15 protein-coding genes and 1 riboswitch are annotated in these 13,981 nt (G+C 50.6%); of the genes, 11 read left to right on the top strand and 4 right to left on the bottom strand.

What is annotated here, in order from left to right; all coding sequences use genetic code 11:
- Nucleotides 1-202: 202 nt before the first annotated feature.
- The 6 genes from J1781_RS18840 (at nucleotide 203) to J1781_RS18815 (ending at nucleotide 5,249) form a co-directional block, all read left to right on the top strand.
- The gene (locus J1781_RS18840; RefSeq protein WP_255466661.1) at nucleotides 203-1,645 is read left to right on the top strand and encodes a sugar porter family MFS transporter; all 1,443 of its coding nucleotides are present in this window, start codon (nucleotides 203-205) and stop codon (nucleotides 1,643-1,645) included.
- A 48-nt stretch (nucleotides 1,646-1,693) separates the two neighbouring features.
- Entirely contained in the window at nucleotides 1,694-2,248 is a 555-nt protein-coding gene (locus J1781_RS18835) for a sugar O-acetyltransferase (RefSeq protein ID WP_217218803.1), read from the top strand.
- A gap of 324 nt (nucleotides 2,249-2,572) precedes the next feature.
- Entirely contained in the window at nucleotides 2,573-2,968 is a 396-nt protein-coding gene (locus J1781_RS18830) for a (R)-mandelonitrile lyase (protein WP_217139555.1), read from the top strand.
- A gap of 268 nt (nucleotides 2,969-3,236) precedes the next feature.
- Nucleotides 3,237-4,316, top strand: coding sequence for a diguanylate cyclase domain-containing protein (locus J1781_RS18825; RefSeq protein ID WP_129952079.1), 1,080 nt, complete (start codon nucleotides 3,237-3,239; stop codon nucleotides 4,314-4,316).
- A 24-nt stretch (nucleotides 4,317-4,340) separates the two neighbouring features.
- Nucleotides 4,341-4,694, top strand: coding sequence for a hypothetical protein (locus tag J1781_RS18820; protein ID WP_129952078.1), 354 nt, complete (start codon nucleotides 4,341-4,343; stop codon nucleotides 4,692-4,694).
- Between the two features lie 33 nt (nucleotides 4,695-4,727).
- Nucleotides 4,728-5,249 carry a cupin domain-containing protein gene (locus tag J1781_RS18815; protein ID WP_129952077.1) on the top strand — a complete coding sequence of 174 codons (522 nt, stop codon included), beginning with the start codon at nucleotides 4,728-4,730 and terminating at the stop codon, nucleotides 5,247-5,249.
- Nucleotides 5,250-5,288: 39 nt separating this feature from the next.
- On the opposite strand, the gene J1781_RS18810 is transcribed toward J1781_RS18815, so the two are convergent.
- Nucleotides 5,289-5,534 (bottom strand): hypothetical protein, encoded by a 246-nt coding sequence (locus J1781_RS18810; protein WP_129952076.1) that lies wholly within the window; start codon nucleotides 5,532-5,534, stop codon nucleotides 5,289-5,291.
- Between the two features lie 301 nt (nucleotides 5,535-5,835).
- On the opposite strand from J1781_RS18810, the gene J1781_RS18805 reads away from it, so the two are divergent.
- The 4 genes from J1781_RS18805 (at nucleotide 5,836) to cspE (ending at nucleotide 10,577) form a co-directional block, all read left to right on the top strand.
- Complete coding sequence (locus J1781_RS18805) at nucleotides 5,836-7,935, top strand: prolyl oligopeptidase family serine peptidase (protein ID WP_217234003.1); 2,100 nt, start codon at nucleotides 5,836-5,838, stop codon at nucleotides 7,933-7,935.
- Between the two features lie 190 nt (nucleotides 7,936-8,125).
- Nucleotides 8,126-9,256, top strand: coding sequence for an ABC transporter substrate-binding protein (locus J1781_RS18800; RefSeq protein WP_129952074.1), 1,131 nt, complete (start codon nucleotides 8,126-8,128; stop codon nucleotides 9,254-9,256).
- A gap of 196 nt (nucleotides 9,257-9,452) precedes the next feature.
- Nucleotides 9,453-10,190, top strand: coding sequence for a DUF2076 domain-containing protein (locus J1781_RS18795; RefSeq protein ID WP_217139328.1), 738 nt, complete (start codon nucleotides 9,453-9,455; stop codon nucleotides 10,188-10,190).
- Between the two features lie 177 nt (nucleotides 10,191-10,367).
- Nucleotides 10,368-10,577, top strand: coding sequence for a transcription antiterminator/RNA stability regulator CspE (cspE, locus tag J1781_RS18790; protein WP_009636912.1), 210 nt, complete (start codon nucleotides 10,368-10,370; stop codon nucleotides 10,575-10,577).
- 66 nt (nucleotides 10,578-10,643) lie between these two features.
- Here cspE and J1781_RS18785 read toward each other — a convergent pair whose 3' ends face one another.
- From J1781_RS18785 to crcB, 3 genes are all read right to left on the bottom strand, one after another.
- Complete coding sequence (locus J1781_RS18785) at nucleotides 10,644-11,831, bottom strand: multidrug effflux MFS transporter (protein ID WP_129952072.1); 1,188 nt, start codon at nucleotides 11,829-11,831, stop codon at nucleotides 10,644-10,646.
- Between the two features lie 9 nt (nucleotides 11,832-11,840).
- A complete protein-coding gene (locus J1781_RS18780; RefSeq protein WP_205951551.1) occupies nucleotides 11,841-12,497 on the bottom strand; it encodes a TetR family transcriptional regulator in 657 nt (218 codons plus the stop codon).
- A gap of 461 nt (nucleotides 12,498-12,958) precedes the next feature.
- A complete protein-coding gene (crcB, locus tag J1781_RS18775) occupies nucleotides 12,959-13,342 on the bottom strand; it encodes a fluoride efflux transporter CrcB (RefSeq protein WP_129952070.1) in 384 nt (127 codons plus the stop codon).
- 66 nt (nucleotides 13,343-13,408) lie between these two features.
- A riboswitch (Fluoride riboswitch) is annotated at nucleotides 13,409-13,471 on the bottom strand.
- An 83-nt stretch (nucleotides 13,472-13,554) separates the two neighbouring features.
- Here crcB and J1781_RS18770 point away from each other — a divergent pair.
- A complete protein-coding gene (locus J1781_RS18770) occupies nucleotides 13,555-13,977 on the top strand; it encodes a GNAT family N-acetyltransferase (protein WP_129990595.1) in 423 nt (140 codons plus the stop codon).
- The last annotated feature ends 4 nt before the right edge of the window (nucleotides 13,978-13,981 follow it).

Here is a 13,981-nt window from a genome sequence, read left to right as displayed (position 1 = left end):
ATTTGGAAGACATCTCGCAAGGTTCTGCTCTGCCTGTCTTTTATTCTGCCGTAATATTTCCCCGTCATCTTCTCTCCGGTGATCCCGATCACAAAAAGTCCGGCGCAGCACGATTGTGTATATATGTGCCTTTCCTGCTCTCACCCCACAGGGCACTTGTGCTTATCGTAATGACTGAATGATTTTTTTCTGATGTCCGTTGCTGTATTCCCTCTTTCCGGAGAAAAAAATGTCGTCATCTGATGTAGCAAAACTGACTGAAAGTCCGCTCAAAAATACCAAAGTAATGAACCTGTTTGTGTCTTTTGCGGCGGCGATGGCGGGGCTGTTATTCGGTCTCGATATTGGCGTGATTTCTGGTGCGCTTCCCTTTATTACTGATCATTTTGTGCTGAGCAGTCGTCAGCAGGAATGGGTTGTCAGCATCATGATGCTTGGTGCGGCGTTCGGTGCACTGGCCAATGGCTGGCTTTCTTTCCGGCTGGGACGTAAATACAGCCTGATGGCGGCGGCACTGCTGTTTATCCTCGGTTCTCTGGGCTCGGCTTTCGCTTCGAGCGTCGAAATCCTGATGGTGTCGCGCCTGATCCTCGGCTTTGCTGTCGGCATTGCCTCCTACACCGCACCGTTGTATCTGTCTGAAATGGCGTCAGAAACTATTCGCGGTAAGATGATTGCCATGTATCAGCTGATGGTGACACTTGGCATTTTGCTGGCCTTCCTTTCTGACACCGCCTTCAGCAGCAGCGGTGACTGGCGCGCGATGCTGGGCGTGCTGGCTATCCCGGCATTTGTTCTGATGATCGCCGTGTGTTTTTTACCGAACAGTCCGCGCTGGCTGGCTGCCAAAGGGCAGCATATTGAAGCCGAGCGTGTGCTGAGAATGCTGCGCGACACCTCGGAAAAAGCCCGTCAGGAACTGAATGAAATCCGTGAAAGCCTTAAACTGAAACAGGGCGGATGGGAATTGTTTAAAGCCAACGGCAACGTGCGCCGCGCCGTCGGTTTAGGCATGTTGTTGCAGGCAATGCAGCAGTTTACCGGCATGAATATCATCATGTATTACGCGCCGAAGATTTTTAACCTGGCGGGATTTACCAGTACACGCCAGCAGATGATCGCCACCATTATTGTCGGGCTGACGTTCGTGCTTGCGACGTTCATTGCCATCGGCATGGTCGATAAGGCCGGACGCAAACCGGCACTGAAAATTGGGTTTAGCGTGATTGCGCTCGGCACGCTGGTGCTGGGATATTGCCTTCAGCAGTTCAATCTGGGCACGGCCGGTACAGCACTTTCCTGGCTGTCGGTCGGTATGACCATGATGTGCATTGCCGGTTACGCCATGAGTGCTGCGCCGGTGGTGTGGATCCTGTGTTCTGAAATTCAGCCGCTGAAAAGCCGTGATTTTGGTATCACCTGTTCGACGACCACCAACTGGATTTCGAACATGATTATCGGCGCTACTTTCCTGACACTTATGGATAATATCGGTGCGGCAGGGACATTCTGGCTATACACCGCGCTGAACGTGGTGTTTGTGGTGATCACTTTCATCCTGATACCGGAAACGAAAAACGTCACGCTGGAGCAAATTGAAAGAAATCTTATGGCCGGGAAAAAACTGCGCGATATCGGGCAGTAAAGACCCCGATCCTTCATAGTGGATGTGAACTTTATCAAGGAGCAGTTGATGCGCGATTTACATAAAATGACGGGTGGGCTGGATTACTATATTAATGACGACGAATTACGCGAAATTCGTTATCAGACCCGAGATAAAGTGGACGCATTTAATGCGCTGGGCGCCCGTCAGACGGCGGAGAAAGATGCCCTGATCAGGGAAATTTTTGGGGAAGTAGGCAGCAATGTCCATTTTGAAAAAGGCATGCGCATTGACTACGGCATAAATACCCGGATCGGGAATAATGTGTTCATCAATTTTAATTTCGTATTACTCGATTGCGCGCCGGTCACAATAGGGAATAACGTTTTTATCGGCCCTGATGTGCAAATTTATACCGCACAGCATCCGCTGGATATCGATTTACGTCGTGAACATATTGGCAGCGCCCGGCCGGTGAGCCTGGGTAACGATGTCTGGGTTGGCGGCGGATGCGTGATATTACCCGGTGTGACCCTCGGCGATGGCTGCACAATTGGCGCCGGAAGTGTCATCACTCGACCGGTGCCTGCGGGGGTTGTCGCCTGTGGAAATCCCTGCCGGGTGGTACGCAACCTGACGTAATTTATATCTGACAGTCTTTCAGACATAAAAAAGCCCGCTCCAGGCGGGCTGCAAATGCAAAAAGTACAATATTTCTTAAAGTGCGGACAGAATGAGACACAACTTAAATAAAATCAATTAATTATCTTCATGAAATAAGTATCAACACTCTTTGCGTGTGTTTTGATTAAATAGTGATCGGTGCGACTAATTTTTATATCGCAGCGCATCAAGCAGCAAGGCAAACTTGCCCTCTGGTCGCAAGAAACGAACGGCGTTATGGTTTATCCCATGACGAACTTTCCAGCAGTGGTTACCGAAGCGGAGAATGAGATGACAGATAAAATGAAAATTACCAAAAGCGGTTCTGTACCTTCACAAACAGGGCCGGAAAATTATTTTACCGGCAAAGTACGTATCGACGCGCCGTTCAGCGGCACCGAATCCGCCCGTGTCGGTGGCGCAACCGTGACCTTTGAACCGGGCGCACGTACCGCATGGCATACGCATCCGTTGGGTCAGACGTTGATCATCACACACGGCCGCGGCTGGGTGCAGGAAGACGGCGGCGAAATCCGCGAAATGAATGTGGGTGATATTGTGTGGATCCCGGAAGGGGTGAAGCACTGGCACGGAGCTACTCCGGAGAATGCGATGACTCACATCGCGATTGCTGAATCCCTCAATGGCAGTCCGGTTGAGTGGATGGAGAAAGTGACGGAAGCTCAGTACAGTAAGTAATTTTTTGCTGTTGTGAAATTTATATCACTTTGCTCAAAGGGGGGGGTAAAAGCCGCTTTTTTGCAGCATAAGGTAAATGCTTAAAATCACGACAGCTATTTCTGTTTTTCCGGCTTTTTAACCTAAACTTTTCGGTTAACCATTGACCTGTCTTATTTAACGCTAAAAATCCACGCTGTTCGGCCCATTAAAAACACCGCTTTCAGTAGCTCTGAGATCAGTAACTCGACTAATATAAATAAAAATCAACTCAAGAGCCGTTTCCCGTATGCCATATTATTCTCCAGGTGAAAGTCTCGTTCGCGAGCGCTCAGAGCGCTTCTTGCGGCGAATGTACTTAATGCGGATACTTGGCACTTTTCTTTGCTTTTTTCCTGTATTTTCGGTGCTTCTTGAACGCAATGCATCCTGGATACCCATCAGCCTGCTGGCGCTGAATGCCTTTGTCTGGCCGCATATTGCCATGCTGATTGCACAGCGTTCAAATCATCCTAATCAGGCGGAATTCCGAAACCTGGCATTCGATGCCATCGCGGGAGGCGCCTGGGTGGCGCTGATGGGGGTTTGCCCGCTGCCGTCGGCCATTATTACGGCTATTCTCATCGCTGACCGCTTTTCCGCCGGTGGCTGGCAATTGCTGCGCCGCGCCGCGTTGTTTTATTGTGCTGGTTTTATTATCTGCTGGCCATTATCGGGAATGACGTTTTACTCCACCGTTACCAACCGGACGTTGTGGCTGACGTTGCCGCTTTCCACGATTTATATTATTGCTTTCAGTGCCGCCAATTATTCTATTTCCAGAAAGCTGCGGGATAAACAACACGAGCTGGAAAAAGCCGCCCTGATGGATCCTTTTCTCGGTTTGCCTAACCGGAGGCTACTCGACCGGCGGCTGATGCTGGAGTTTGAACGCGCAAAACATGATTTATCCTGCCTGATGGTGCTGGGCGTCGATGATTTGAAAATGGTGAATGATTTGTTCGGGCGTGAAGCGGGGGATTATGTTTTGCGCTCGGTATCAGCGATTTTACGTCAGGAAACCGGGCAAAATGATTTCCCGGCTATTCTGGGGGGTGACGAATTTGTGGTAATCCTGCCGGGTATTTCCGAAGAAGAAGCGTATGCCGTGGGTTACCGGTTATTACTCAAAACCTCAGAAATACGCTTATCGCAGGATTCAGGTTTCCAGTGCTCGCTGAGTATCGGCGTGGCGACATCCCGAAATTATGATGATTATAACCAGTGGCTGGAGGCTGCCGAACGGGCATTGGTGAATGTGAAACACAATGGCAAAAACAGTATTGGCAGCGTGAGCCGGACGGATGTCTCTGCTCAGCTACACTTATAACGTTAACGTTTTCCGGGATGAGTAATGAAAAAGATCACCATGATGTGGGTTGCCGCGGCAGTCGCTGCGGGTTTACTGGCAGGCTGTTCATCTATCGATAAACCGGTTGGCGATGCTCCCTATCGCCCGGCCAATTTTGACCCTTCCTTCACCCAGGGTGAGGCAAGTTACACAACGTCCGTCTTTTCAATCCTTGAACGTCAGCGCCGCGCGGACACTTATAAAAAGATTTTCGATTTTTGTACCGGCAAATTCCAGACAATGGGGGAGAGTAATGACGGTGAGAAGGTTCATATAAGATTTACCTGCTTGCCGAAACAGACTGTACAGACGCAAAACTCGTACTCCATGCAGCAGACGTCACCTTCGTTGTACTAAAAATGACTATCGGCAACTTTATCCGGAGATTTTATGCACAAGGAAAGACCTGATTTTATCCGACACTGGACCGAACTTGAAGGTCCTGACGACGGCAATTATCCCGGTGATGATGAACTGATGTCGCTGGGTGCCCCCCTTGGCAGAGCGCTTGGCCTGACGAAAATTGGCATTCATCACGAACGTTTGTTACCGGGACGTCGTACCTGTTACGCCCACGCGGAAAGTGCTGAAGATGAATTTGTGTATGTGCTGGAAGGGCATCCTGATGCGTGGATTAATGGTTATCTGCACCCGCTGAAACCGGGCGATGCTGTGGCATTTCCGCACGGTACCGGTATCTGCCACACCTTCATAAACAACAGCGATGAGGAAGTGCGCCTGCTGGTCGTCGGCGAGGCCAACAAGCCGGAAAATCGCATTTATTATCCGCTGAATCAGGAATATGAAGCGACGCGCAAAGACCGCTGGCGGGACGTACCGGAGCAGCAATTTGGTGATCATGACGGCCTGTCGGATTTGCATCGTGAGCAAAAGAAAAAACCGGTCAGTTGAATACCGGCTTTTCTCGTGAAGACGTGCTTTTAAGCCCATTTACTGAATGGAGAGCGATTGCCAGCGCTGCTGACAATACGGCATCATTCGGTGAATTTTCAGGCTCTGTGCCTGATGACGGTTCAGTGAATAGCCCTCCGGCGTAATTTCTAACGTGTCGCCGGTTTGCAGCTTAAAGTCATTATCAACGGACAAAATCAGCTTCAGGTTTTTAAAAGCCTGAATGCAGATATATTTCAACCCGCTCTGTGGGATATTCAGGATTTCTATGATTTTCCATTCCATACGCGCACTCCTTTTCTGTTACTGCCTGATTTTTCGTTTCCCTTTTCTACATCAGTTCCCTGTCATTTTTTGTCATCACAAGGTAATGATTTCTTTATAGGCGTTCCTGTTATTTCAATGCTTGAAGTGACTCACAAAAAAGGATTGCAGAAACTCCTGCAGATCGCAGAATGGATTATTTAAGAAAATAAACGCGATTTTCGGAAGGTTATTCCGAACCTGACAGAAACGTAAAAGACTTGAAATCACTATCCGAAAACAGGTATTTCTGAACTCTTTATAATTTTCAGGGCTGAATATTATGACAACCGGTTCAATCTTTCCCCCACAAGATGATTTCATCTGGCTCGAAGGTTTACGCAACGAGAAAGCGCTGGAATGGGCGCGTGAGCAAAATACCATCACACTGGCCGCCTTTACGCAGGGCAAAGATTTCGACCCGCTGCGGGAGAAAGTGCTGGCAGGCCTGAACTCACCGGACCAAATCCCCGGTGTGTGGAAATGTGGCAACGACTGGTACAACTTCTGGCAGGATGCGAAGAACCCGAAGGGCATCTTACGCAAGACCACGTTGGATGAATTCCGTAAAGCCGAACCGCAATGGGAAACCGTGCTGGATATTGATGCACTGGGTAAAACTGAAGGGAAAGAGTGGGTGTTTCACGGTTTCTGGAATTTGAAACCGGATTTTGACCGTGCACTTTTAGTGCTGTCTCCGGACGGGGGGGACGCCTCTGAAGTGCGTGAGTTTGATTTACTCACTCAGGATTTTGTGACGGACGGTTTTTATTTACCGGTCGCTAAAAGCCGCATCAGCTGGATTGACCGCGATCATTTATTTGTTGCCACCGATTTTGGTGAAGGTTCCATGACCGGTTCCGGATACCCGCGCATCGTTAAAATCTGGCAGCGCGGAACACCGCTTAGTGAAGCGGTCACCGTATTCAGTGCCGAAAAGACAGACATGATGGCGGTGGGGTATCGCGATGCCCTGAAAGGGTTTGAGCGCAATTATGTGGTGCGTGTCACTGACTTCTATCACCGCGAAGTCTTCCTGCTGGATGACCTTAAAAACTTAGTCAAAATCGACGTACCGGCGGATGCCAAATTCAGTACCTGGCGGGAGTGGATCCTGATCCAGCCTTCCAGTGAATGGCAGGTGAACGGTAAAAGCTGGCCATCCGGTTCGCTGCTGACCATGAATTTTGACGCCTTTATGGCGGGCGAACGCACGCTGAAACCGCTGTTTGTACCGGGTCCGCATATTGCTCTCAGTGGTGTTACGTCAACCCGTGACCAGCTCAACGGCTATTCCTACACCCGTGATCATATTATTCTCAGCATCACGCGGGATGTCGTCAACCGGCTTGAAGTGCTGACGCCGAAAGATGGCAGGTGGCAGCGTGAACCGTTCGGTAAAGTGCCGGAACTGAGCAAAATCAACGCGTGGGGCGTGGATGATGAGACCAATGAATATTTCATGAGTGTCAGTGGTTTCCTGCAACCGGCCAGTTTGTCACTCGGAAATCTCGATAACGGTACGGACGTTGCAGCCGAACTGCTGAAACAAGATCCTTCGCATTTCGATGCCACCCGTTATCAGGTCAGCCAGCATTTCGCGGTGTCCGACGACGGTACCCGTGTGCCGTATTTTGTCATCTCGTCCAAAGACGTGGCGTATGACGGCAGAAATCCGACGCTGCTGTATGGCTACGGCGGTTTCGAGGTCTCACTTGAGCCGTATTATCTTGGCGTCAGTGGCGTGGCGTGGCTCGATCGCGGCGGCGTGTTTGTGGTGGCGAATATACGTGGCGGTGGTGAGTACGGACCGGAATGGCATAAAGCGGCGCTGAAAGAAAAACGTCTGCGCGCTTATGAAGATTTCGCGTCTGTGGCGAAGGCACTGATTGCCAGCAAAATCACCTCACCGGCCCACCTGGCGGCGCAAGGCGGCAGCAACGGCGGCTTGCTGGTTGGCAATATGCTGACGCGCTACCCGGAATTATTCGGGGCCATCGTGTGTGAAGTGGCGCTGCTGGATATGTACCGGTACACGCAAATCTCGGCAGGCGCGTCGTGGATTGCTGAATACGGCGACCCGCAGAAACCAGAAGAGTGGGCATTTATCCGCGAATTTTCGCCGTATCATAATATCGATCCGACAAAAAAATATCCGCCGGTATTGTTCTCAACAGCGACCAGTGATGACCGTGTCGGGCCTGACCATGCACGTAAAATGGCAGCGAAAATGCAGGCGCTGGGTATTCCGGATGTCTATTTTTACGAGAATACGGACGGCGGCCACAGTGCGGCGGCTGACAAAAAACAATCCGCGTTTAAACGGGCGATGGTGAGCGAATTCCTGCTGCACTTTATCGGCCGTGACAAAGCCGCCGGTTGATATAACCTGTGAGAGTCTGATGTAAAACGGGATGCCTTGCGGTATCCCGTTAATATTTCGACATGTTTTATCCCTTCATATCGGCTTTAAAAACGTTGCTCCTTCCACCTTTCCTTGTTTATTATTTCGGCCTGAATTGATAACAATTATCAAAATCATTTTTTATTCATTCTCATTTTCGGGTGATCGTATGTTAAAGAACACTGCACGTGTGCTGGCTGTTACCGGTCTGATGGCGACTTCCTTCGCCAGTTTTGCTACCACCTATCCGCTGACGGTCACGGATATGGCCGGCCAGAAAGTCATCATTGATAAAGCACCTCAGCGGATTATTTTGCAGGACGGACGCGATCTTCTGGCCCTGGCCGTGTTAGATAAAGCCAATCCTTTTCAGCATGTAGTGGCCTGGAATAATCTGCTGAAGAAAAGCGACAGTGGCACCTGGGATATGCTGAAAAGCAAATGGCCTGAATCGGCGAAAATTCTCGATATGGGATTCAATGATAAAGGGCAGGTGGATCTGGAAACAGTAATCGCTAAAAAACCGGATCTGATGATTGCGCAATTGCGGGCGAAAGATTCACTGGCTCAGGCGGGCGTACTGGATAAACTTGCCGCGCTGCATATCCCTGTGCTGTTTGTCGATTATGAATTGGATCCGGCAAAAAATACCGCGCCAAGTATTGAGCTGCTCGGCAAAGTGATGAATCAGGAAGACAATGCCCGCGCTTATACCACATTCTATAATCAACATTTCCAGGCTATTCAGAAAGCCGTCTCGGCGATTCAAACCAGGCCGCATGTCTTTATCGAGCCGATTGCCGGTCGTGACGACTCCTGCTGTTTCACCCACGGTAATGCAGGATGGGGAAAACTTATCCAGGCGGTAGGTGCCAGTAACATCGGCTCCAAACTGCTGCCCGGCGCATCAGGCACTGTTTCTCTGGAACAGGTGATCAGCATGAAGCCGGACGTTTACATCATGACCGGTTCGGCACGTCCGAAAAGCGGTTCCGTGACGCACATTCTGCCGTTCGGCTACGGCGCAGATGAAGCGGATGTGGAGAAAGAGGCTAAAGTGTTGCTTTCACGCACCGGCGTGGCGCAAATCCCTGCAGTGAATGCGGGCCGTGTTTATGGTGTTTATCACCAGTTCTACAACCATCCGTATAATATTGTCGGCATGGAATACCTGGCGAAGTTTATTTATCCGCAACAGTTTAAAGATCTGGACCCGGCGAAGACTTACCACGACATCGTGCGTAACTATACTAACCTGCCGGATCAGGATTTCATCTTCGGCTGGACGCCGAAAAAGTAAGTACAGATATTTTCCCCGCCTGTGGCCTCACAGGCGGATTTTCAACCCCTCAGCGCGTTTTCCTCACTAACTTTACCTCCGTCACATTTGTTGACACTCCGTTAATTCATACAAAAATATAACTGTATTACTGTATCCGTATAACGCCGACTGGCGTCGTTTCTGACGCAGTGCGACACATCAACAAGGTGAATTTATGCAATCTGAAGAACAGCGTTTAATTGACGGGCTTTTTAGTCGCTTACAACAGGCTGAGTCCAGTACGGCACCGCGTGATGCGGAGGCTGAACGTGTGATTCAGGCTCATATCCGGCAGCAGCCGTCTGCCCCGTATTACATGGCGCAGGCGATGATTATTCAGGAAGCGGCGCTGACTAAACTGAATGCGCAGGTACAGGAACTGCAACAGCAGGTACAGCAGTTGCAACAACAGGCACAGACCGCTAAACCGCAAAGCACCGGTTTTCTGGCCGGCTTGTTTGGCGGTGGCTCGTCTCAGCCTGAACCGCAACGCCAGACGTCGCAGGGCAGTCAGCCCATTCCTGGTACGCAGGCGTGGGGAAACCCGCCTCAGCAACCGCAATATGCCTCACAGCCGCAACAGCAGGCACCGGCTGCACCGCAGCAACCAGGTTTTCTGGGCAGTGCATTGCGCACGGCGGCGGGCGTCGCGGGCGGGGTGGTGCTGGCAGATATGCTGACCGGTATGTTCCATCACAGCCAGCCGCAGGAAATCGTCAATATCATCGAAGAACCGCCGGTTCAGGATCTCAATCCGGCTGATAGCAGCTTCCTCGATAACAGTCAGAGTTTCGACAGCAATCAGCCTTCATGGGAAGATGCGTCGTTGCGTAATGATAATGCGGATCCCGGTTTCGGAAATGATGATTTCGACACTGATGATTTCAACAATGATGATGACTCATTTTTCTAACCGCTTGATGTCAGACGGCTATTAACGGCCCTTTTGGCAGCAGAAAAAAGTAACAGAAAGCGAAGAGTGAGAGGTTTATCGCTTATTGCCATCAGAATTCTGGACAAAAGTGAAATCTGTTGCTGTACTGTATTTGACACACGTTTTGTGTCCAACATTCACGTAAAGGTAAGTTTGATGTCTAAGATTAAAGGTAGCGTTAAGTGGTTCAATGAATCTAAAGGTTTTGGTTTCATTACCCCTGAAGATGGCAGCAAAGATGTTTTCGTTCATTTCTCTGCTATTTCCAGCAACGGTTTCAAAACCCTTGCTGAAGGCCAACGCGTAGAGTTCGAAATCACCAATGGTGCCAAAGGCCCGTCGGCTGCTAACGTTATCGCTATCTGACTTTAGCCGATTTATTAAAAAAACCCGCCGAAGCGGGTTTTTTTTTGTCCGTCATGCGTCAATACCTTACGCCGGTTTCCGCACCAGCATGACGAACATCACGATGGCAATCGCGTAGCAGCCGAGAATGGTCAGCCCCATCGATAATGCGGGCTGGCTGCCAAAACCTGTTACCGGTACGGCAATCGCCCCGAGTGCAAACATACACACCCCCAGCAGGGCAGACGCGCTGCCTGCATTTTTCCCCTGACTTTGCATCGCCAGCGATCCGGCATTCGGGCTGATAATCCCGATCACCATCACAGAGAAGAAAAGGGGCACCAGCAACAACACGAGTGGCGCATTCAGGCTGGCGGAAATCACCAGCGCCACAGAAGCCACTGCGGCGATGCACAAACCGGCTTTGACCAGCGCCATTTCGCCGAAGCGACGGCTCAGGCGGGTAGAGACCTGGGCGGAAATCACCAGACCGATGCCGTTAATCGCAAAGCACAGGCTGAACATCTGCGGGCTGAGATGGTAAATCTGTTGCAAAACAAAAGGTGATGCGCCGATATACGCGAACATTCCGGCCATAATAAAGCCCTGCGTCAGGCATAAACCCATAAACGGACGATGTTTCAGCAGGCCGAATACCGAGCCTAACAGACTGAAAATACCGCCCCGGGCACGGCGTTCGGGCAATAAGGTTTCATGCAGTTTTAGTGATGAGAAGCTGAACAGTAAGATGGCAATAAACGCCAGTACACCGAATATTCCCCGCCAGTTAACCCAGCTCAGCAATGCGCCGCCCAGTACCGGGGCGATGATCGGTGCCAGTCCGTTCACCAGCATCAGCAATGCAAAAAACCGTGTCAGTTCATGCCCGTTATACAAATCCCTTGCCACTGCGCGTGATAATACCGCGCCACCGGCTCCGGCGATGCCCTGTAACAGACGGGCGACAATCAGCTGATTGATATCCTGCGCCACCGCACACCAGACCGATGCAGCCAGCAATAAAGCCAGGGACCACAACAGCGGGCGCATACGACCATAACGGTCACTCAGCGGGCCGAACAGTAACTGACCGAAACCGAGGCCAAGTAAACCTGCGGTCAGGCTTAACTGTGCGCTGGCGGTGGACGTATTCAGATCGCCCGCCATTTCCGGCAATGCCGGTAAATATAAATCTGTACATAACGGCCCGAGTGCGGCGAGCGAGCCGAGAACAAGGGCATAACCGAGGCGTTTTTCGTGCAGGTGAGCGCTCATGGTAAAAGTTTATTCCCGTTTGCTGGTGGTAAAATCCGTTTCGAAGAGGCTCTGGAAGTAGCGATGGTATAAGGCTTCCAGAAGCTCAGCGTCGGCGTGAACAGTCGTCATACGACGAAAAGCAGTGCCTTCACAAATCACGGCTAAGGATTCGACTTTTGCTGTCATTTCAGCATCAGAAAATTGAGGAAAAGTGGCAGTGAGAAAAGATTTTGCTTCCTTAAACAGCTGCTTTTCGGAATCACGCCAGATTTTTTCCACAATCGGATTGCGGGTCGCTTCTGCAGCGACTTCCAGCATCAGGGCATGGTCAATTTCGGCCTGCTCTTTTTGTCCGGCGCACTGATCTTCTTTATACGGCGCGCTTAAATTGCCGATCCGCCGGTGCGCCAGGTTGTGGGCCACCTGTTGCAGATTGTGCGCGTTGCCGGTCATCAGCCGGATTTTCTTCATCACAATTCGCCGGACAATTTCTTCTATTATCGCGTCTTTATTGGCGAAATAGCGGTAAATCTGTCCCACACTGAGCTGCGACGTTTTCGCTATTTCAGCCATACCTGCGGCGTGGAAACCATGCTTGCGAAAGCACAGACGTGCAGCGGCAATGATCTGGTCGCGTCGTGCGCTGATGCGCGCATCTTTAGTGCATTGTGGTGGGGGATGCATGAGATATCCGGTCATTTGGCTGATGTGGATTGTGAACGATCATTCTCAAGTATAGGGAATAGAGAGAGGCAGGTAAATATTTGTATTATGAATGGGGTAAAAAGCGGTTTTTATTTCTGCGCTATTAAGCACAATATAGACATGAAAACGGCGCCATCAGGAAGAAAGCGCCGTTTACGGAAAGAGATAAAGCTGCGGGCTACGCGGGGCTGTTAAGCAAAGTATGCCTGCAAAAATGCCACCACAGTCAGCACACAGAGGGCTACAGTCAGGAATTCAGAAGATGTTTTTGGAACAGAAAACATGTCATGCCTCAAAGGTAAACCAGGTTGAACTGACACTATTATCTGCAGATAAGATGAAGGAAACATTAAGATACGCGCGTGAGGAGATGGACCGCCATCACAGATTTATCACAGCGATGCCTCTTGTCATAAAAAAGGCATCGCCGGAAGATAGGATTAGTGCGCGCTGAACCAGCTGACCAGCATAAACGCCAGTAATGTCATGGCCAGTGAACCGGCCATGTTCAGCGCCATGTTCAGCAGCGCGGCACCGAAGCGGCCCTCCTGAAGCATGTAGACCACTTCCAGCGAGAAGGTGGAGAAGGTTGTCAGGCCGCCACAGAAACCGGTGGTGATCAGCAGCTTCCAGACAGGGTCGATATGGGTCAGGCGGGTGAAAATTGCGATGCCCAGGCCAATGATAAAGGCACCGACCAGATTCACGGTCAGGGTGCCGGCGGGCAGTACCGGACTCATGCCGTTCATTTTGAGACTGACATACCAACGCACAACGCTGCCTGTACCACCGCCAATAAAGACTGCAAGTAAGGTGCTAAACATAGTAATACCTTAAAAAATAAATGAAATTCAGAAAGGTCCGGGCACAACGCTACGAACCTCTCGCGAGATTGCGCAGACATCATCAGCCGGTAAAGGCGGTTTGGGAGGAATGTCATCTCCCCGGTACAGAGTCGTGAAGGCGCTCAGTTTACATCGTGTTATGACGCTTGTGTAGCCGTGTTTCCGTAACAGTTTTTTAAAGAGAAAATACCATGTTGATCAGAGAAGGTACCGTGCAGGATGCGCCGGTTCTGGCGCAATTACTGGGGGATTTGGATTATCCCAATACGTCTGAAGCGATAGCAGAGCGTGTGGCAAAAATGGCCGTCAACCCGGACAGTCGTCTGTTAGTGGCCGAGAAAGAAGGCAAAGCGGTCGGCTTTATTTCGTTACATTTCATCCCGCAAATTGCGCTGGCCGGAGAATTTTGCCGTATCAGCTATTTGTGTGTCAGCGATCATGCACGTGGCGGCGGTATCGGCCAGAAATTGCTGGATGAGGCCGAACGTCTGGCAGCAGAGCGGGGCTGTGACCGGATGGAGGTTCACAGCCATACCCGCCGCGTACGGGCCCACACTTTTTATGCGCGGGCACAGTACGAGGAATCACCGAAGTATTTGCTCAAAAAACTCTGAGCAA

It is taken from the genome of Rahnella perminowiae (assembly GCF_019049695.1).
Taxonomy (GTDB): Bacteria; Pseudomonadota; Gammaproteobacteria; order Enterobacterales; family Enterobacteriaceae; genus Rahnella; species Rahnella perminowiae.
Note: the sequence above shows the minus strand (reverse complement) of the source record. Positions and strands in the feature narration are given on the sequence as shown.